The following is a 19,805-nucleotide window of genomic DNA, read 5'->3' as shown; positions in this document are numbered from 1 at the left end:
ATATAATGCGGTGAGTCGCGAATAGAGCGCGTCGCTTCCGATGATAACGTTCTGGTTTCTTCTCGATGAAGTGGTGTTGACCGGGTTAATGCCGAATCGATTATTTCCTGAACACACATCAGATATTTCGAGTAAACAGCAACAAAGGTATTTTGACAGCCCGAATGTGCGATACCGTACCAATCGATTTGTTGTGTACGCTTGGCTTTCACCTATACCGTGAGCCTCCACTTCGGTTCACCATAAGGACGGTTCATACGTTTGCATTTCCCACACCTTTTCTGCGTCAATCTACCTTTCTTTGTAGGATTTAAGGCTGCTCACTTGCTCGGATTCGACCGGATGGCCGGGGGCATTTGCCAATGAATTTTTATTTTGGGTGTGGCGAGGATCGGGTTCTGAAGGGACGACGGTGACGCTGACGAAAAAAGACGGGTCACCAAATCTGTTTTTTTGGTTTTAAAGTGAGTGGGATGGGCTTATAAGGTTTCACTAGCTTGAGCGCAGCTGAAGGGAGAATTCTGAGGTGTTTGAAGAGTTTATGGACAAGGTCAGAGAGCGTCTGTTAGCGCTCCCCCGGCGTCAGAAACGACTGATTCAGGTCGGCACAGACATTTTTTTGGTCTGGACTGCCTTGTGGTTGGCGTTCATCGTTCGTCTGGGTATTGATGATATGTACAACCCGTTCAGGGTGCATTTCTGGCTTTTTGTCTGCGCTCCTGTCGTCGCAATTCCTCTTTTTATCCGCTTCGGCATGTATCGGGCGGTCATGCGTTACTTCGGTAACGATGCCTTGATCGCCATTATCAAGGCTGTCAGTTTGTCTTCGCTGATTCTGGCGCTCGTGGTGTATTGGTACAGCAATCATGAGTCTGTGGTACCGCGCTCCATCGTGTTCAACTACTGGTGGCTCAGCCTGGTCATTATCGGTGGATTGCGACTGTGCATGCGCCAGTATTTTATGGGCGATTGGTTCAGTGCGGCTCAGCACGTGCCGTTTGCCAACCGTGACAACGGGTTGACCAAAGTTGCGATTTACGGGGCCGGTGTTGCTGGCAACCAGCTTGTGGCAGCACTGCGTATGGGCAAGGTGATGCGCCCGGTGGCTTTTATCGACGACGATGCCAGCATTGCCGACCGATCAATTTCGGGTCTTCAAGTGTACAAGCCCAAACATATCCAGCAGATGATCGACGTGACGGGCGCGCAGGAAATTCTCTTGGCTTTACCTTCATCTACCCGTGCGCGACGTAGAGAAATCCTCACTATTCTGGAGCGTTTCCCGCTGCACGTCAGAAGCGTACCCAACTTCACCGACCTTGCCAGCGGTCGAGTAAAGGTCGAAGACATTCAGGAAGTAGATATTGCTGACCTTCTGGGACGCGATTCGGTACCAGCGCAAGCGGACTTGCTTGAACGGTGTATCAAAGGCAAGACAGTGATGGTCACTGGCGCTGGCGGTTCGATTGGTGCAGAGCTTTGCCGACAGATTTTCTCACTTGGTCCGACAACACTTCTGTTGTTCGAGCACAGCGAATTCAATCTCTATAGCATTCTGTCTGAATTGGAGCAGCGGGGCTGTCGGGAGTCGGTGACTGTCCGTCTGTTGCCGATCCTGGGCTCCATTCGGCACCAGGACAAACTTCTGGATGTAATGAAGACCTGGAAAGTTGAAACGGTCTACCATGCGGCGGCTTACAAGCACGTGCCCATGGTTGAACACAATATTGCCGAAGGTGTGCTCAATAATGTTATCGGGACGCTTAATACTGCTCAGGCAGCGTTGCAGTCCGGGGTTTCCAATTTTGTCTTGATATCCACGGACAAGGCCGTACGTCCGACCAATGTCATGGGCAGCACGAAGCGGTTGGCCGAGATGACCCTGCAAGCTCTCAGCCGTGAAATTGCCCCCGTGTTGTTTGGCGATAACGACAAAGTATCTCGGGTCAACAAGACGCGTTTTACCATGGTGCGCTTTGGCAATGTGCTGGGGTCATCTGGTTCGGTGATCCCGCTATTTCACAGTCAAATCAAATCCGGTGGCCCTCTCACGGTCACTCACCCGAAGATCACCCGCTATTTCATGACCATTCCTGAAGCTGCGCAACTGGTCATCCAGGCTGGCTCAATGGGTCAGGGCGGCGATGTGTTTGTTCTGGATATGGGAGAACCTGTGAGAATCGTCGAATTGGCAGAGAAGATGATTCATCTTTCCGGTCTGAGCATTCGTTCTGAACGTAATCCTCAAGGCGATATCTCCATTGCGTTCACCGGTTTGCGCCCAGGCGAAAAGCTCTACGAGGAATTGTTGATCGGCGATAACGTAGCCGCTACACCACACCCGATGATCATGACGGCCAACGAGGATCATCTGCCTTGGGATGTGTTGAAAATCAGATTGAGCGATCTGCTTTTTGCCGTTGAGAAAGACGATTATTCCCGCGTTCGCCAACTCCTGCGCGAAACTGTCAGCGGCTACACCCCCGACGGCGAGATCGTCGACTGGATCTACCAGCAACGCCGTCTCGAACCCTGATTGTTTCACATCCTGTAACGCACGCATTTTTGACATGCTCCATCCATGACCTACTTTTGAATAGCAGCTTGGGAAAAGCTGCTTTCTCAAATGATGATGGAGCGTCACTTATGCGTACCGGTTACTTCTACTCCCTGATATTTGCTTTCCTGACCAGCGCGTCGATTGCAGCGATTGCGGCACCTGCCACACCCCCCGAGCCAGCGAAGGCGCCGATGGTGATGGACGCTGCGACACCTTCTCAAAGTGCAAAAGTCGATCTCAATGGTGCCGACGCAGCAACGCTGCAAAAGGAGCTGTCCGGTGTAGGCGAGGCGAAGGCCAAAGCGATTGTTGCTTATCGTGAAACAAACGGGCCGTTCGCATCGGTGGATGAGTTGCTGGAAGTGAAGGGGATCGGCAAGGCGATCCTGGATCGCAATCGCGATAAGCTGGAAGTGAACTAAGCTGATTGTTCAACGCCAAGGGGCCGGTCATTGACCGGCCTTTTTGTTTTCAGGTGAACAAGGCTAGGCGGAGACGGTGTTGAGGCGTTTATCGGAAAACTGAAAATTACGGCTATCATATTACCTAAAAATTATGCCTATAATAATTTCTGTTGCCTTCGATCACACTGGAGGCCATGTCCCTTATGCATGTCAGGAGCACGTTCATGAATTCTGTTCAGTCCCAAGGTACAGCGCTCGTCACTGGCGCATCGTCCGGTATTGGTGCGATTTACGCGCAGCGCCTGGCGGCTCGCGGTTTTGATTTGCTATTGGTCGCCCGTGACCAGGTGCGTCTGGAAAGTGCAGCGAGCAAGTTGCGCGATGCCCATGGCGTTCAGGTCGAGGTACTGAAGGCGGATCTGACGCAGAAAGACGATGTGCTGAAACTCCAGCAACGACTGCGCAGTGACTCAAGCATCAGTTTGCTGGTGAACAACGCCGGTGTGGCGGCAGACGGGTTGTTAGCCAACTCCGATGCGGAACAGCTGGAGCGTCTGATCCAGTTGAATGTTACCGCTGTCACGTTGCTGGCCTCTGCGGCCGCAGCGAGTTTCGCCAAGGCCGGTCGCGGCACGATCATCAATATCGCCTCGGTAGTGGCGCTGTTTCCGGAGCGTTTCAATGCGAACTACAGCGCCAGCAAAGCTTATGTGCTGAGCCTCACACAATCGTTGAATGCCGAGCTCGATGGCACCGGCGTCAAAGTGCAAGCGGTGCTGCCCGGCGTTACCCGTACGGAAATCTGGGAGCGATCAGGCATCGACGCCAGCGCTATCCCGGCCGAAATGGTGATGGAGGCCGGCGAGATGGTCGATGCCGCGCTGGCAGGTCTGGATCAGGGGGAACTCATTACTATCCCGTCCCTGCCGGATGCGGGCGAGTGGCAAGCCTTTGTCGCTGCGCGGCACGTCATGGTACCGAACCTTTCCCGTAGCTCGGCAGCCAGTCGTTACAAGTAAGTTTTCCTCAATCGGTCAGAGGTACACGCGGTATGGATCAGCGTCGAATAGTCGTTACGGGCATGGGTCTGGTTTCGCCCTTGGGCAGCGGTGTCGAAGTTGTCTGGCAGCGTTTGCTGGAAGGGCGTTCGGGCCTGCGCAATTTGCCTGAAGCTGTGGTCGCTGACTTGCCCACCAGTGTCGGCGGCAGGGTGCCAACCGTGGAAGAGGACGCCGAAGCCGGTTTCGATCCGGATCGCGCCACACCACCCAAAGAACAGAAGAAGATGGATCGCTTCATTCTGTTTGCCATGGAGGCCGCCCGGCAGGCGCTGGAGCAGGCTGGGTGGCATCCGTCTGAAGAAACCAGCCGCGAGCGCACCGCGACGATTATCGGCTCGGGTGTGGGCGGGTTCGGGGCGATTGCCGATGCGGTGCGTACGACTGACAGTCGAGGCCCGCGGCGTTTGTCGCCTTTCACCATTCCTTCCTTTCTGGTCAATCTGGCGGCCGGTCACGTATCGATCCAGCATGGCCTCAAAGGTCCGCTGGGCGCGCCGGTGACGGCGTGTGCCGCCGGGGTTCAAGCGATCGGTGACGCTGCGCGATTGATTCGTGCCGGGGAGGCCGACATCGCTGTGTGCGGTGGAGCGGAAGCTTCGATCGATCGGGTCAGCCTTGCCGGTTTCGCGGCAGCTCGGGCGCTGTCCAGTGGCTACAACGACACCCCGCAGCGCGCCTCGCGACCGTTCGACAGCGGTCGTGATGGCTTTGTCATGGGCGAGGGCGCGGGCCTGCTGGTGATCGAATCTCTGGAGCACGCCTTGGCCCGTGGCGCGAAACCCTTGGCGGAGTTGGTAGGTTACGGCACCACGGCCGATGCCTATCACCTGACAGCGGGTCCTGAAGACGGCAGCGGTGCACGGCGCGCAATGGAGTTGGCGCTGGCTCAGGCCGGCGTTAAGCCGGCTCAAGTGCAGCATCTCAATGCTCACGCCACGTCCACACCGGTGGGTGATCTGGGGGAACTGGCGGCGATTAAAAGCGTATTCGGCAAGGAAAACAAAATCGCTGTGACCTCAACCAAGTCCGCCACCGGACATTTGCTTGGCGCTGCCGGCGGGCTTGAAGCGATCTTCACATTACTGGCAATTCGTGATCAGGTCGTACCGCCAACGCTCAACTTTGAAAACCCCGACCCTGCGAGCGAAGGGGTAGACATTGTCCATGGCCAGGCCCGGGTGATGCCGATCGAATATGCCTTGTCCAATGGCTTCGGTTTCGGCGGGGTAAACGCCAGCGTGCTATTCAAGCGTTGGCAGGATTAGTCTTCCGTCTGTTTGAGATGGTCGCGGGTGACGTCAAGAATGCGCTGCGCAAACTCGGCATCCGCGACACTGCGTGACAGCAACAGAGCGCCGACCAAGGTCGACATGATGACGATGGCGCGGTCGGCACGATTGTCACCTTCAAGGGTGTTATCGATCTGCCCCAGTCGCGCGCTGAGTACGGCATCGCTGGTCGGGCTGGGTTGTCCGCGCAGTCCCAGTTCCGAGGAGATGGTCAGGAGAGGACAGCCTTCATGCGGGGAGGTCTGATGCCATTCGGACAGGTAGGTGTCGATAAACGCGTGCAGCGGATTTTCTTGCGCAAAGATTTCCGCGCAAAGCCCATCAACCTGATCACTCGCTTCCTGCAGTGCCTTTTCGACCAACTCATCCTTGGATTTGAAGTGCGAGTAGAAACCGCCGTGGGTCAAACCCAATGCCTTCATAAGTGGCTGCAGACCGGTCGCGCCGATGCCGTCCTTGCGAAATCGTGCCGACGCTTCCTTGATGATGCGCTGATGGGTCTGGGCTTTGTGGTCTTGCGAGTAACGCATTTGGAGCTCTCCGCAACAATGCCCCCATCTTAACCAAGGAAAATTAGATGGTGACTGTACTTCTACTTCTAAAAAGCATGCAGGCAGGTCCGAACGGATCTGAAAAAACAAACCCCGCCATTCAGGCGGGGTTTTCTTTAGCGGTCTTGCGCTTCTTTCGCGTCCATTTCCGCGTTGCGTTGCGCGACGCGCTTGCGTTCTTCATCGGTCAGTTCGACCTTGTTGGCGGTGTCTCGCAACATCATCAACCCGCCAACGATCGAGCCGATTGCAACGACCAGAATCAACCAGGCATACCAAGGCATAACGGCTCTCCTTAAAGGCAGATCGGTGGGCGAGGATTTCGCCGTGAACCGCTGCATATAACTTTTGAGCGAGATCAGTTCGCAGTGGTTCCATTCTAGGCCCGTTATGCCTGTTGCATGCGAGCAAATTCTAAAGACCGGTGAGCATGGCATCGGCTGGTGCGTTGGCGCGCAGTTGGCCGGTAAGAAGGAAGTAGCCGAAGCCTACGGCCATGAAGCCGAGGAAAATCAGCCCGATCAACGCGTTGAACCACGCCATCGCCACCAGGCACACCACCGCCAGCACCAATGCAATCATTGGAATCAACGGATAGCACGGCGCGCGGAAAGTACGCTCCAGATTCGGTTCCGATTTACGCAGTTTGAACAGGCTGAGCATGCTCATGATGTACATCACGATGGCGCCGAACACGGCCATGGTGATCATCGCCGCCGTGAGGGTCATACCGCCGAGATTGATCAGGCCGTCGCTATAGATGGCGGCGATGCCGATGATGCCTCCGATAATGATCGCGCGATGCGGGGTCTGGAAGCGCGACAGCTTGGCCAGTGAGGCCGGTAGGTATCCGGCGCGGGCGAGGGCAAAGAACTGGCGCGAGTAACCGAGGATGATCCCGTGGAAACTTGCCACCAGGCCGAACAGGCCGATCCACACCAGCATGTGCAGCCAGCCGGAGTTGTCGCCGACCACGGTTTTCATGGCTTGCGGCAGTGGGTCATTGATGTTGGCCAGGGTGCGCCAGTCGCCAACGCCGCCGGCAAAGAACATCACGCCCATCGCCAGCAACACCAGGGTCAGGATGCCGCTGATATAGGCCTTGGGAATCGTGCGTTTTGGATCCTTGGCTTCTTCGGCGGCCATGGCTGCGCCTTCGATGGCGAGGAAGAACCAGATGGCAAACGGAATCGCCGCGAACATTCCGGCAATCGCCGGCGCCCCGAACACATCTGAACCCGCCCAGCCATTGAGGGCGAAGTTGCTGAAGCTGAACGCCGGTGCGACGACGCCCATGAAGACCAACAACTCGGCGACGGCCAGAACACAGACAATCAACTCGAAGGTTGCCGCAAGCTTCACGCCGAGGATGTTCAACCCCATGAACACGATGTAAGCACCGACCGCCGCGTGTTTTGGATCAAGTGCGGGGAATTGCACATTCAGGTAAGCACCGATGGCCAACGCGATAGCTGGAGGCGCGAAGACGAATTCGATCAGCGTTGCCAGCCCGGCAATCAATCCACCTTTTTCACCGAAGGCGCGGCGGCTGTAGGCGAACGGTCCACCCGCGTGAGGGATCGCCGTGGTCAGTTCGGTGAAGCTGAAAATGAAGCAGGTGTACATGGTCGCGACCATGAACGAAGTCACCAGAAAACCCAGTGTTCCGGCCACGCCCCAGCCATAACTCCAGCCGAAGTATTCCCCGGAAATCACCAGCCCGACAGCGATGCCCCACAGATGCAAGGTGCCCAGGGTGGGTTTGAGTTGTGTGTTCATGTGTTTGCTCCCTGAAGGTTTGGAAAGCTCGGGGGAGGCTGTGTGCAGCGGGCGTGCCATTGCGGGGAATCAGGTCGTAATGTGCTGAAAGCTGTCGTATCGAGGATGTTCGCCGCCTGACCAGCACATTTCTGTGCGCCAGTTGGGTGCGATGTTGTCTGTACTGCCGCCATCGCGGGCAAACCCGCTCCCACAGGGTTTTGTGCCGATCGCAGAATCTGCTTTCACTGCGAAACCTGTGGGAGCCGGGCTTGCCCGCGATGAGGCCGGCCCAGCCAGCGCAAAACCTGGCTGTAACGAACGCATAAACCGACTCTTTACGCTTTCTTTATGCCCAGCCAATCCCCTCGGTCTCGTTCCTTTACAGCCTCCTTTCCGACAATGCCTCCACACGCGGCAATACGCCGTAACACGGAGATCTTCCATGAGCGTTCTGGACGGGGTGTCCCTGCTGCTGGCAGTGGGACTGTTCATTTATCTGTTGGTTGCGCTGTTGCGCGCGGACCGGAACTAGGAGCGGCTATGCACAGTTATGACTATTGGCTGATCCTCGCGTTCTTCGCGGTGGTCTTGCTGCCGGCGCCTTTCCTCGGGCGCTTCTACTACAAAGTGATGGAAGGTCAGCGCACCTGGCTGACGCCGATTCTGGGCCCGGTCGAGCGCGGCTGTTATCGCATTGCCGGGGTCGATCCGCAGGCTGAACAGAGCTGGCAGAAGTACACGCTGGCGCTGCTGGCGTTCAACCTCGCCGGTTTCCTGCTGCTGTTTGCGATCCTGTTGTTCCAGGATCACCTGCCGCTCAACCCGCAAAACCTGCCGGGTCAGGAGTGGACGCAAGCGTTCAACACCGCCGTCAGTTTCATGACCAACACCAACTGGCAGTCCTACAGCGGCGAAGCGACCCTCAGCTACCTGAGTCAGATGGTCGGCCTCACCGTGCAGAACTTCGTCAGCGCCGCGACTGGCCTGGCTGTGCTGGTTGCGCTGTGCCGCGGTATCGGTCGCAAGTCGGCCAAGACCCTTGGCAACTTCTGGGTCGACATGACCCGCGCCACCCTATACGGCTTGTTGCCACTGTGCCTGCTGCTGGCGCTGTATCTGGTCTGGCAGGGCGTGCCGCAAACTTTCGCGCAATATGTGAATGCCGTGACGATGCAGGGCGTTGATCAAGTGATCCCGCTGGGGCCTGCGGCCAGCCAGATTGCGATCAAGCAACTGGGCACCAACGGTGGTGGCTTCTTCGGCGTGAACTCGGCGCACCCGTTCGAGAACCCGACCGCGTGGAGCAACCTGTTCGAAGTCACTTCGATCATCTTGATCCCGGTGGCGCTGGTGTTCACCTTCGGCCACTACGTCAAGGACCTGCGTCAGAGCCGCGCGATCATCGCCTGCATGCTCGCACTGTTCCTGATCGGCGGCGCGACCTCGCTGTGGGCCGAATATCAGCCTAACCCTGCGCTGAACAACGTTGCCGTCGAGCAGACTGCACCGCTGGAAGGCAAGGAAGCACGCTTCGGCACCACCGCCACCGTGCTGTGGTCGGTGACCACTACCGCCGCATCGAACGGTTCGGTCAACGGTATGCATGACAGCCTCAACCCGCTCAGCGGCATGGTGGCGCTGGTCAACATGATGGTCGGCGAAGTGATCTTCGGCGGCGTCGGTGCCGGGCTCTACGGCATGTTGCTCAACGTACTCATCGCGGTGTTCCTCGCCGGCCTGATGATCGGCCGCACCCCGGAATACCTCGGCAAGAAACTCCAGGCGCGGGAAGTGCAATTGCTGGTCGTCACGCTCCTGGTGATGCCGGTTGGCGTGCTGGTGCTCGGCGCGATTGCTGCCGTTCTGCCAGGCCCTGCGGCAACCATCAGCAACCCCGGCCCGCACGGTTTCAGCCAATTGCTCTACGCCTACACCTCGGCCAGCGCGAACAACGGTTCGGCGTTCGGCGGCCTGAGTGCGAACACACCGTTCCACAACCTGATGCTCGGTCTGGGCATGTTGATCGGGCGCTTCGGTTACATCCTTCCGGTACTGGCACTGGCCGGCAGCCTGGCGATGAAGAAAACCGCACCGATCGGCCAGAACAGCTTCCCGACCCACGGCCCGCTGTTCGTGACCCTGTTGACCGTGACCATTTTGCTGGTGGGCGGCCTGACCTTCTTGCCGACCCTGGCGCTCGGCCCTATCGCCGAACATCTGAGCATGGGCTTCTGAGGACTGAATGATGAATATGCCCGCAATCAAACCCGTTGCCGCCAAGGCACCGGAACAAGCGAAAACCGCGATCTCGGCCCTGTGGCGACCGGCGCTGGTGCAAGCCTTCGTCAAGCTCGACCCTCGGCAGCTGGTGCGCTCGCCAGTGATGCTGGTGGTTGAACTGACCGCGATCTTCACCACCGTGTTGTGCTTCATTCCGGACAATGTCGTACCGACGTTCGTCGCCGCACAAATCGCCCTGTGGCTGTGGTTCACGGTGCTGTTCGCCAACTTCGCCGAAGCCTTGGCCGAAGGTCGCGGCAAGGCCCGCGCCGACAGCCTCAAGGCCGGCAGCGAAGGCCTCAGCGCTCGACGCAAACAGGCCAATGGCAGCTTCCAGGTTGTGCCCGCAGCCAGCTTGCGTAAAGGCGATATCGTGCGCGTCGAAGCGGGGGAAATGATCCCCGGTGACGGCGAAGTCATCGAGGGTATTGCGGCGGTCAACGAAGCGGCAATCACCGGTGAATCCGCTCCAGTGATTCGTGAGTCCGGCGGCGATCGCTCGGCGGTCACCGGCAACACCCGACTGGTCTCCGACTGGCTGCTGGTGAAGATCACCGCCAACCCCGGTGAGTCGACCCTCGACCGCATGATCGCGCTGGTCGAAGGCGCCAAACGCCAGAAAACCCCGAACGAAGTGGCGCTGGATATCCTGCTGATCGGCCTGACCCTGATCTTCCTGCTGGTGGTCGTGACCCTGCAACCGTTCGCCCACTTCGCCAATGGCAGCTTGCCGCTGGTGTTCCTGGTGGCGCTGCTGGTGACGTTGATTCCGACCACCATCGGTGGCTTGCTGTCGGCCATTGGTATCGCCGGGATGGATCGCCTGGTGCGCCTGAACGTGATCGCCAAATCCGGGCGTGCGGTGGAAGCGGCGGGTGACGTGCATGTGCTGTTGCTGGACAAGACCGGCACCATCACCTTCGGCAACCGTCGGTGCAGTGCGGTGTATGCCGCGCCGGGTGTCAGTGGTCGTGATCTGGCCGAGGGTGCGCTGTTTGCCTCGCTGGCAGATGACACCGCCGAAGGTAAATCCATCGTCGAGTACCTGCGCGGTCTGCATCCGCAACCTGAGCCGTCGCTGGAAACCCTGACCGCTGTGCCGTTCAGTGCGGAAACCCGTTTGTCCGGTGTCGACTATCAGGGCCGCGTGTATCGCAAGGGCGCGGTGGATTCGCTGTTGAATTTCCTCGGCCAGAAACGCGCCGATCTGGCCCCGGCGCTGTCGCGGGAAATCGACAAGATCGCGCAGAGCGGTGGCACGCCGTTGCTGGTCTGTGCCGACGGTAAATTGCTCGGCGCGATCCATCTCAAGGACGTGGTCAAGCCAGGTATCCGCGAGCGTTTTGCCGAACTGCGCAAACTGGGGATTCGCACGGTGATGGTCACCGGCGACAACCCGCTGACCGCTGCTGCGATTGCCGCTGAAGCCGGTGTCGATGACGTCCTCGCCGAAGCGACCCCGGAGAAAAAACTTGCGCGTATTCGTCACGAGCAGAACGACGGTCGCCTGGTCGCGATGTGCGGCGACGGCGCCAACGATGCTCCGGCGCTGGCTCAGGCTGACGTCGGCATGGCGATGAACGACGGTACGCAAGCGGCACGCGAGGCGGCCAACATGGTCGACCTCGACAGCGACCCGACCAAGCTGTTGGACGTGGTGCAGATCGGCAAGGAATTGCTGGTGACGCGTGGTGCGTTGACGACCTTTTCCATTGCCAACGACGTGGCCAAATACTTCGCGATCTTGCCAGCGCTGTTTGCCTCGATCTACCCGCAACTGGGCGTGCTGAACATCATGCACCTGACCAGCCCGCAGAGCGCGATTCTGTCGGCCATCGTCTTCAACGCCTTGATCATTGTGGTGCTGATTCCACTGGCGTTGCGTGGTGTGCGAGTGCAGGCGGCGAGTGCGGCGGCGTTATTGCGACGCAATCTGCTGATTTACGGATTGGGCGGGATTGTGGTGCCGTTCGTGGGGATCAAGGCGATCGACATGCTGCTGACGGCGTTGCATCTGGTGTGAGGCTGCAAAGAGCCCCTCACCCTGACCCTCTCCCGGAGGGAGAGGGGACTGACCGAGGTGTTTTTTGGGGCTGCACCGACCTGAGAGATCGAGTCGAACTCAGGTTTTGAACAATGCGATGTTCGGCTCCCTTTCCCCCTCGACGCTTGGGGGAGAGGGCTGGGGTGAGGGGGAAAAGAATTTCCTGACACTCCACCAAAGTTTGCCCAACGAATTCGAGGATTCTGAAATGTCCACAATGATACGTCCGGCCCTGAGCCTGCTGGTGCTGATGACCCTGGTCACCGGCGTTGCCTATCCACTGGTGGTGACTGGCGTCGCGCAAGTCGCGTTCCCCGCACAGGCCAACGGCAGTCTGGTTCACGACGCCGATGGCAAGGTTCGCGGCTCGTCTCTGATCGCCCAGGATTTTGTCGGCGATGCCTGGTTCCACCCACGGCCATCGGCCGGTGCGTTTGCGACGGTTTCCAGCAGCGCGAGCAACCTGGCGCCGAGCAATCCGGCACTGGCCACACGGGTGATCGACGACGCCAACAAATTGCAGGTTCCCGGGCAAGGTCCAGTGCCATTGGCGCTGCTGACCACTTCCGGCAGCGGCCTCGATCCGCACTTGCCTCCAGCGGCAATTGCCTATCAACTGGCGCGTGTCGCGCAAGCGCGCAATCTGCCGGTGTCGACCTTGCAGCAACTGCTCGATGCGCACATCGAACAGCCGTTGGTAGGGCCGCCGGTGGTGAATGTGCTTGAGCTGAACATGGCACTGGAAAAACTGTAGAAGATGATCGTTCCCACGCTCTGCGTGGGAATGCATCAATGGACGCTCCGCGTCTGCATTAGTGGGACGCAGAGCGTCCCGGGCTGCATTCCCACGCAGAGCGTGGGAACGATCAATCAGGAAGAGAGAGCATCAAGCATGAGCGACTCCGGCCGCGCCGACGCACTGTTAGCTGACCTGCCCCGCGACGGCCGTGGCCGACTCAAGGTTTTTCTCGGCGCCGCTCCCGGCGTCGGCAAGACCTACGCCATGCTCCAGGCCGCCCACACCCAACTGCGCCAGGGCGTAAAAGTCATCGCCGGGGTCGTCGAGACCCACGGCCGCGCCGAAACCGAAGCGCTGCTCGGCGGCTTGCCGCAGCAGCCATTGGTGCGCTCGGAATACCGTGGTGTGATGCTGGAAGAAATGGACCTCGACGGCATCCTCGCCGCCAAACCGAAACTGGTGCTGGTCGATGAGCTGGCACACAGCAACGCTCCCGGCAGTCGCCACACCAAACGCTGGCAAGACATTCAGGAACTGCTCGCCGCCGGCATCGACGTGTTCACCACGGTCAACGTCCAGCACCTCGAAAGCCTCAACGATCAGGTGCGCGGCATCACCGGTGTGCAAGTGCGCGAAACCCTGCCCGACTGGGTGCTGCAGGAAGCCTACGAACTGCTGCTGATCGACTTGCCACCGCGCGAATTGCTTGAGCGACTGCGCGAAGGCAAGGTCTACGTGCCGGAGCAGGCCCGCGCTGCGATCGATGCATTTTTCACCCAGACCAATCTCACCGCACTGCGCGAGCTGGCGATGCAAACCGCTGCCGCACAGGTCGATAACGATCTCGCTCAGGGCTATCGGCAACTCGGTCAGGCCGCGCCGGCGGTGCGCGGACGTTTGCTGGTCGGTGTCGATGGCGATGCGCAGGCCGAACGCCTTGTGCGTCACGCCAGTCGGGTGGCGCAGCGTCGGCATTTGCCGTGGAGTCTGGTGCACGTCGACAACGGCACGTTGCGTGACGAGCAATCGCGTCTGCGTCTGCAAAGTGCCCAGCAACTCGCCGAACGCCTCGGCGGCGAAGTGGTGTTGCTGCGTGCCGGCGAAGTGGCGAAAACCCTGATCCAGCATGCCGCTGAACGCCGGGCGAGTCTGGTGCTGGTCGGCCAATCGCGACCGCGTCTGCGTCGTCGCTTGTTCGGTGGCGGCTTGGCTGCACGCTTGTTGCGTCAGGCTCATGGTCTGGAAATCAACGTCCTCGACAGCGATCAGGAGCAGCATCAACCGCGCCCTCGATCAACGCCGACACTGGTGTGGTTCGACTACGCGCTGGCGCTGGTCGCCACGGTGTTGGCCAGTGCCCTGGCGTGGGCGGTGTCGAGTGTGTTGCCGCTGCCGAATATCTCGCTGGTGTTCCTCGCGGCAGTGTTGCTGGTGGCGGTGCGCAGCAGTCTTGGCCCGGCGCTGGCCTGCGCGGCGTTGTCGTTTCTGACCTACGACTTTCTGTTCATCCCACCGAATTTTTCCTTCAGCATCCAGCGCGAAGAAGACGTGCTGACCTTGCTGTTCTTCCTGTTGATGGCGGCGCTCACCGGTAATCTCGCGGCACGTCAGCGTCGGCAATTGCAAGCGTTGCGCGACACCCAGGAAGAAACCACTGAACTGCTCGATCTGTCGCGCAAACTCACCGCTGCTACTGATCGGCAAGCCGTGGTCAGCGCCGCCGCGCAGCACCTCAATGGCTGGAGCGATCTGCAATTGTGTCTGCTCAATCGCGACGGCCAGGGTGGCTGGAAAGTCGAGACCGGCGGGCCACTGGAATTCACCGAGTCCGAACGCGCCGCCGCCGACTGGGCCTGGCAGCACGATCAACCGGCCGGCATGGGCACGGGCACGTTGCCGTTCGGTCGCTGGTGGTGGTGGCCGCTGTCGGTCGAAGACGGGCCGTTGGCCTTGCTCGGTGTTTGCGCCAAAGAAGGCCAGACCCTGAGTGGCCAGCGTCGTCGTTTACTCACCGCGCTCAGTCAGCCATTGGCGCAAGCACTGGCCCGCGCGCAACTGGCGGACGATCTGGAAGCGGCGCGCCTGCACGGCGAAACCGAGCAACTGCGCAGCGCCTTGCTTGCCTCGGTATCCCACGATTTGCGCACACCGCTGACCTCCATGCGCGGCAGCATTGACAGTCTGTTGGCCCTCGGCGAAGCGATCCCGCTGGAGGATCGTCGTGAGCTGCTCGAAGGCACCCGCGATGAGGCCGAACGTCTTGATCGTTATATCCAGAATCTGCTCGATATGACCCGGCTCGGCCATGGCGCGCTTAAGTTGGCGCGGGATTGGGTGTCGCCGGCCGACATCGTCGGCAGTTCACTCAATCGCCTGCGCGCGGTGCTCGCACCGTTGCAGGTCAGCACCGATGTGCCGGCCGAGTTGCCATTGTTGTTCGTGCATGCGGCGCTGATCGAGCAGGCGTTGGTCAATGTGCTGGAAAACGCTGCGCGCTTCTCGCCCCCTCACGGTCGTTTGCAACTGAACGCGGGAGCGAATGATCAAGAGATTTTCTTCTCGGTCAGTGACGAAGGACCGGGGATTCCCGAGGACGAGCGAGCGAAGATTTTCGACATGTTCTACACCGCTGCACGCGGAGATCGCGGCGGCCAGGGCACGGGGCTGGGACTGGCGATCTGTCAGGGCATGGTCGGTGCGCATGGCGGACGGATCAGCGTTGCCGACGGCATCGACGGGCGCGGCACCTGCATCACCCTGCACCTGCCGTTGCAGGCGCAACCGGGGATGGACGATGAAGCCTGAATCCGTGTGCGCTACTCTCTTGCCAATCTTTTCTGTTGATGTGAATTCATGAGCCAGACTGCGACCATTTTGGTCATCGACGACGAACCGCAGATCCGCAAGTTCTTGCGCATCAGCCTCGCTTCACAAGGCTACAAAGTGCTCGAGGCCGGTACCGGTGCCGAGGGTTTGGCGCAAGCGGCGCTGAACAAACCGGACTTGCTGGTGCTTGACCTGGGCCTGCCGGACATGGACGGCCAGCAAGTGCTGCGCGAGTTCCGCGAGTGGGCCACGGCGCCGGTACTGGTGCTGTCGGTGCGCGCCAGCGAAGGGCAGAAAGTCCAGGCGCTGGATGGTGGCGCCAATGATTACGTGACCAAGCCGTTCGGCATTCAGGAGTTTCTTGCCCGGGTGCGCGCCTTGTTGCGCCAGGCACCGGCGGGCGAGGCGCAGCAGGCAGCGCTGAATTTCGGCCCGTTGACCGTGGATCTGGCGTATCGGCGCGTATTGCTGGACGGCGCCGAAGTGGCGCTGACCCGCAAGGAATATGCGGTGTTGGCGCAACTGGCGCGGCATCCTGGGCGGGTGATCACGCAGCAGCAATTGCTCAAGGATATCTGGGGGCCGACGCATACCGAGGACAGTCACTATCTGCGGATTGTGGTGGGGCATTTGCGCCAGAAACTGGCGGATGATCCGACGCAGCCGCGGTTTATCGTGACGGAGGCGGGGGTCGGGTATCGACTGATCAGCGACAACAATCTTTGAATGTTGTGTTGTCTTTTCCGGCCTCATCGCTGGCAAGCCAGCTCCCACAGTGGTCGGTGCGATGCACAGATTTGAGCCACACTCCTGAAACCTGTGGGAGCTGGCTTGCCAGCGATGGGGCCGCTGCAGTCAGCGGAAAACTTCAGGGCTCTCTGCTCTGTTCGCTGTCATACCGATCCAGCGTATCCCGGGCAATCTCGCGTCCCAACGCGATCAACTCCGGCGCCTTGTAAAACTCGAAGAACCGGCAAACCCGCTTCGGCACATTGATCAGGATGTCCGGTGGATAGCCGGCGATCTTGTACTGCGCCAGCGAGGTCTGCATCACCTCGAAACTCTGGTTGATCAAATCCAGCAGCGAGGCCGGGCCGACGTTATCGATGATGAATGACCCGGTGGCGGATTTCGGCGCGCCTTCGCGTTCGGGCGCGGCGGCGGGTTGCTGGGCTTCGGGTTCGGCGCCTTCGAGCCACGGGTTGATGTCGGCGGCCTCGGCGCGCAAGGCTTCCTGTTCCAGTCGCAGTAACTGTTCAGCTTGTGTCCGGCGGAACGGCATCTTCGAACCCAGCGAACTGATCAGGCTGTCGAACCGGCTGCGAAATGCCGCAGGACGCTGGATCACCGGCAATTTGTAATGGCGCTGGTTGGTCGAGTTGAGATTGACCGCGATGATCAGATCGCAGTGACTCGACACCACCGGCACGATTGGCAGCGGGTTGAGGATGCCGCCGTCGACCAACATCCGATTGCCCTGCATGACCGGAGTAAACAGACTGGGAATCGCCGCCGAGGCACGCATCGCCTGATGCAGGCAGCCTTCCTGAAACCAGATTTCCTGCTGGTTAGTGAGGTCGGCAGCAACGGCGGTGTAAGGGATGCGTAGGTCTTCGATGTTGATCTCGCCAACGATCTTGCGGATCTGGCCGAAGACCTTTTCGCCACGAATCGCGCCGAGGCGGAAGCTCACGTCGACCAGGCGCAGCACATCCAGATAATCGAGACTTTCGATCCAGTTTTTGTAAACGTCGAGTTTGCCGGCGGCGTAGATCCCGCCGACAACCGCGCCCATCGAACACCCGGCAATGCAGGCAATTTCGTAACCGCGTTTCTCGATCTCTTCAATGACTCCGATATGGGCATAACCCCGGGCGCCACCGGAGCCCAGCACCAGTGCGACTCGTTTTTTCATCCAGCTTCCTCCCGACAAGGTTCCACAATGCACCCATCGCCGGGCTGGCTCAATCGCCGAAGTCGTTGAGTGCGCCGCTGACGTCGTTTTTTCGATACTGCATGACCCTTCAGCGCTATCCTTCTCAGTTGCGCGGATTCAAGCGCCGGCAAGGCACTTTTTCGCCGCCTGACCGTCTTACCTGCACGACTGTTGACCTATTTTGAGGTGTAAGTGATGAAAGCCTGGATCTGTGTGCCGTTGATGGCTCTGGCATTGGCCGGTTGCGCCGGTAAAACCGCTTACCGCGACAGCTGTGGCAGCCAGCTCGATGCGGCGTGGCATGAACTGGATCTGGCCAAGGCCGAAGGTTTCGCCGGTACGGTCAGCTACTCCAAGGCCCTGTCGTTGCTGACGGCCGCCAAGACCCAACAGCAATTCGAGGGTTTCGAAGGGTGCAGCAAAAAGGCCGAGAAGGCGCGTTTCTACATTCGCGAATCCCGCGCCGGACGCTAAGCTGCTGACGTAGCGCAAGGATGCGGCTGCGACACAACGGCAGACTCATCCGCAAAGCCATTTGAATCAGGAGCAAGTGATGTCTGCATTGGTTGATCGTCTGGTGGCCCATGTCCTGAGCCTGGAAGTGCGGCTGCTGGCCTGTCAGGCGCGATTGACTGCACGTACCGACCCCGAAGCGCTGCACGATCTGCGCACCACGGTACGGCGCTTGCGCAGCCTGTTGCGGCCGTTGCGTGGTTTGCCGGGTGTCGAGCAGTTGGAGGGCGCGGCGTCGGCGGTCGGCCAGTTGACCACGCCGTGGCGTGATCGCGAAGTGCTCGCGGCGTATCTGCTTCAACACGATCAGCCTGAAGCCGCGCAACGGCGTCTGGTGCAAATGGCCGAGGCCTATCCGGCACTGGCGGCGAGTCAGGAGGTGGCTTCGCTGTTGATGATGCTCGATGCGTTCCCGCGTTTTCTGCGCGCATCCCAGCGTCAAGGCTTGCTCAAGGGGCTGGATAAACGCATCGAAAAACGCCTCGGCAAACAATGGCAGAAACTCGACGAGGCGCTGCACGATCCGGCCCATGACCGCCATCGTCTGCGTCTGCTGATCAAGCGCGTGCGCTATGGCATCGAAGCCTATCCCGAACTGGATCGCTTGCCGCAACCGGCGCTGGAGCGTTTGAAGTCAGCCCAAGGCGCGCTCGGTGACTGGCACGATTGCTGGCAGTGGCTGGCGAAAGCCGAGCAGGAAGCGGACTTGCAGCCCTGCGTCGCGACGTGGCAAGCGACCATGATCAAGGCCGAAAGCAAAGCCGATCGCGTCCTCGAAAAACTCAGTTCGACTTGCTTCAAATAATCCTGAATCACCCCAAAACCCCTGTAGGAGTGAGCCTGCTCGCGATAGCGGTCTGACATTCAACAACTGTGTTGGCTGTCAGACCGCTATCGCGAGCAGGCTCACTCCTACAAGGGATTTCAGTGTGGCTGATATGGGTTTAAGGCCTTTCTGTCAGCGCATTTGACCGGAATAGACGCTGCGGCGCTGTCTTTGGCTGGTTAAGATCCCCGCATTCACTTTTCGCTTTCCGAGGTTGCCATGCGCTTTTGTGATCTGCTCGAGGCGGTCCGCCGCGATCCGCAACTGACCATTCCCGCCGAATGGGGTCAGGGCCGCGCCAGTTTTGGTGGTCTGGTGGCTGCGCTGCAATACGAAGCCATGCGCGCCAGGGTGCCGGCAGATCGCCCGGTGCGTTCGCTGGCGATCACCTTTGTCGGCCCGGTCGAACCTGAAGTCCCGGTGAGCTTCGAGGTGGAGGTGCTGCGTGAAGGCAAAGCGGTCAGCCAAGTGCTGGGGCGCGCCATGCAGAACGGTCAGGTGGTGACGATAGTGCAAGGCAGCTTCGGTGCATCGCGGCCTTCGGAGGTGGCGGTTGAAGCCTATCCGGCAGCAGAAATGAAACACTGGGACGAATGTCCGGAGTTGCCCTACATCAAAGGCGTAACGCCTGAGTTCATGCGCCATCTGGCAATGCGCTGGACTGTAGGCGGCATGCCGTTCACCGGTACTCCATCACGGCTGATGGGCGGCTGGGTGCGGTTGCGCGGGGATGTCAAGGAAGAGCCGGTCAGTGAGGCGCATCTGCTGGCGCTGGTCGATGCGTGGCCACCGGCGTTGCTGCCGTACCTGAAGAAGCCGGCACCGGGTAGCACGTTGACCTGGACCATTGAGTTTGTTCAGCCGTTACATGATCTGAGCACGCTGGACTGGTGCAAATACCTCGCCGACATCGAATACGCCGCCGACGGTTACGGCCACGTCGCCGCCAAGTTGTGGAGCGCGCAAGGTCAGTTGATTGCGATGAGCCGCCAGACTGTCACGATCTTCGCCTGAC

17 protein-coding genes are annotated in these 19,805 nt (G+C 59.6%); 13 read left to right on the top strand and 4 right to left on the bottom strand.

The window, feature by feature from the left end:
* The first annotated feature begins 541 nt into the window (after positions 1 to 541).
* The 4 genes from ACIONG_RS18155 (at position 542) to fabF (ending at position 5,290) form a co-directional block, all read left to right on the top strand.
* Positions 542 to 2,536, top strand: coding sequence for a nucleoside-diphosphate sugar epimerase/dehydratase (locus ACIONG_RS18155; RefSeq protein ID WP_103305704.1), 1,995 nt, complete (start codon positions 542 to 544; stop codon positions 2,534 to 2,536).
* 110 nt (positions 2,537 to 2,646) lie between these two features.
* On the top strand, positions 2,647 to 2,982 hold the full coding sequence (locus ACIONG_RS18150) for a helix-hairpin-helix domain-containing protein (RefSeq protein ID WP_103305691.1): 336 nt from the start codon (positions 2,647 to 2,649) through the stop codon (positions 2,980 to 2,982).
* A 206-nt stretch (positions 2,983 to 3,188) separates the two neighbouring features.
* Entirely contained in the window at positions 3,189 to 3,983 is a 795-nt protein-coding gene (locus ACIONG_RS18145) for an SDR family NAD(P)-dependent oxidoreductase (RefSeq protein WP_401301640.1), read from the top strand.
* Positions 3,984 to 4,015: 32 nt separating this feature from the next.
* Positions 4,016 to 5,290: a beta-ketoacyl-ACP synthase II gene (gene fabF / locus ACIONG_RS18140; RefSeq protein WP_213026222.1), complete on the top strand. Its 1,275-nt coding sequence runs from the start codon at positions 4,016 to 4,018 to the stop codon at positions 5,288 to 5,290.
* Here fabF and ACIONG_RS18135 read toward each other — a convergent pair.
* The 3 genes from ACIONG_RS18135 to eat form a co-directional block, all read right to left on the bottom strand.
* Positions 5,287 to 5,844: a TetR/AcrR family transcriptional regulator gene (locus ACIONG_RS18135; RefSeq protein WP_401301637.1), complete on the bottom strand. Its 558-nt coding sequence runs from the start codon at positions 5,842 to 5,844 to the stop codon at positions 5,287 to 5,289. The genes fabF and ACIONG_RS18135 overlap by 4 nt on opposite strands.
* Positions 5,845 to 5,981: 137 nt before the next feature.
* Positions 5,982 to 6,149, bottom strand: coding sequence for a DUF2897 family protein (locus tag ACIONG_RS18130; protein ID WP_103305695.1), 168 nt, complete (start codon positions 6,147 to 6,149; stop codon positions 5,982 to 5,984).
* A gap of 130 nt (positions 6,150 to 6,279) precedes the next feature.
* Positions 6,280 to 7,644, bottom strand: a complete 1,365-nt coding sequence (eat, locus tag ACIONG_RS18125) for an ethanolamine permease (protein ID WP_401301634.1) — start codon at positions 7,642 to 7,644, stop codon at positions 6,280 to 6,282.
* A 424-nt stretch (positions 7,645 to 8,068) separates the two neighbouring features.
* Here eat and kdpF point away from each other — a divergent pair, with 424 nt between their 5' ends.
* The 6 genes from kdpF to ACIONG_RS18095 all read left to right on the top strand — a co-directional run bounded on the left by kdpF (position 8,069) and on the right by ACIONG_RS18095 (position 16,241).
* On the top strand, positions 8,069 to 8,158 hold the full coding sequence (gene kdpF, locus ACIONG_RS18120; protein WP_007899818.1) for a K(+)-transporting ATPase subunit F: 90 nt from the start codon (positions 8,069 to 8,071) through the stop codon (positions 8,156 to 8,158).
* A gap of 8 nt (positions 8,159 to 8,166) precedes the next feature.
* Entirely contained in the window at positions 8,167 to 9,861 is a 1,695-nt protein-coding gene (kdpA, locus tag ACIONG_RS18115) for a potassium-transporting ATPase subunit KdpA (RefSeq protein WP_401301631.1), read from the top strand.
* A gap of 10 nt (positions 9,862 to 9,871) precedes the next feature.
* Entirely contained in the window at positions 9,872 to 11,929 is a 2,058-nt protein-coding gene (gene kdpB, locus ACIONG_RS18110; protein WP_401301628.1) for a potassium-transporting ATPase subunit KdpB, read from the top strand.
* Between the two features lie 229 nt (positions 11,930 to 12,158).
* Positions 12,159 to 12,704, top strand: coding sequence for a potassium-transporting ATPase subunit KdpC (gene kdpC, locus ACIONG_RS18105; protein ID WP_103305699.1), 546 nt, complete (start codon positions 12,159 to 12,161; stop codon positions 12,702 to 12,704).
* A 138-nt stretch (positions 12,705 to 12,842) separates the two neighbouring features.
* Positions 12,843 to 15,494, top strand: a complete 2,652-nt coding sequence (locus tag ACIONG_RS18100; protein WP_401301624.1) for a DUF4118 domain-containing protein — start codon at positions 12,843 to 12,845, stop codon at positions 15,492 to 15,494.
* Between the two features lie 48 nt (positions 15,495 to 15,542).
* Positions 15,543 to 16,241 (top strand): response regulator, encoded by a 699-nt coding sequence (locus tag ACIONG_RS18095; RefSeq protein ID WP_401301621.1) that lies wholly within the window; start codon positions 15,543 to 15,545, stop codon positions 16,239 to 16,241.
* A 142-nt stretch (positions 16,242 to 16,383) separates the two neighbouring features.
* Here ACIONG_RS18095 and ACIONG_RS18090 read toward each other — a convergent pair whose 3' ends face one another.
* Positions 16,384 to 17,430 carry a patatin-like phospholipase family protein gene (locus ACIONG_RS18090; RefSeq protein ID WP_103304717.1) on the bottom strand — a complete coding sequence of 349 codons (1,047 nt, stop codon included), beginning with the start codon at positions 17,428 to 17,430 and terminating at the stop codon, positions 16,384 to 16,386.
* Between the two features lie 216 nt (positions 17,431 to 17,646).
* On the opposite strand from ACIONG_RS18090, the gene ACIONG_RS18085 reads away from it, so the two are divergent.
* The 3 genes from ACIONG_RS18085 (at position 17,647) to ACIONG_RS18075 (ending at position 19,804) form a co-directional block, all read left to right on the top strand.
* On the top strand, positions 17,647 to 17,925 hold the full coding sequence (locus tag ACIONG_RS18085; RefSeq protein ID WP_007908543.1) for a hypothetical protein: 279 nt from the start codon (positions 17,647 to 17,649) through the stop codon (positions 17,923 to 17,925).
* A 79-nt stretch (positions 17,926 to 18,004) separates the two neighbouring features.
* Complete coding sequence (locus ACIONG_RS18080) at positions 18,005 to 18,769, top strand: CHAD domain-containing protein (protein ID WP_315445852.1); 765 nt, start codon at positions 18,005 to 18,007, stop codon at positions 18,767 to 18,769.
* A 240-nt stretch (positions 18,770 to 19,009) separates the two neighbouring features.
* Positions 19,010 to 19,804, top strand: a complete 795-nt coding sequence (locus ACIONG_RS18075; protein WP_401301618.1) for an acyl-CoA thioesterase — start codon at positions 19,010 to 19,012, stop codon at positions 19,802 to 19,804.
* Position 19,805 lies beyond the last annotated feature (1 nt).

Origin of the sequence: Pseudomonas sp. NPDC087817 (assembly GCF_044742875.1) — a bacterium.
GTDB lineage: Bacteria > Pseudomonadota > Gammaproteobacteria > Pseudomonadales > Pseudomonadaceae > Aquipseudomonas.
This window is presented reverse-complemented; position numbering and strand designations above follow the sequence as displayed.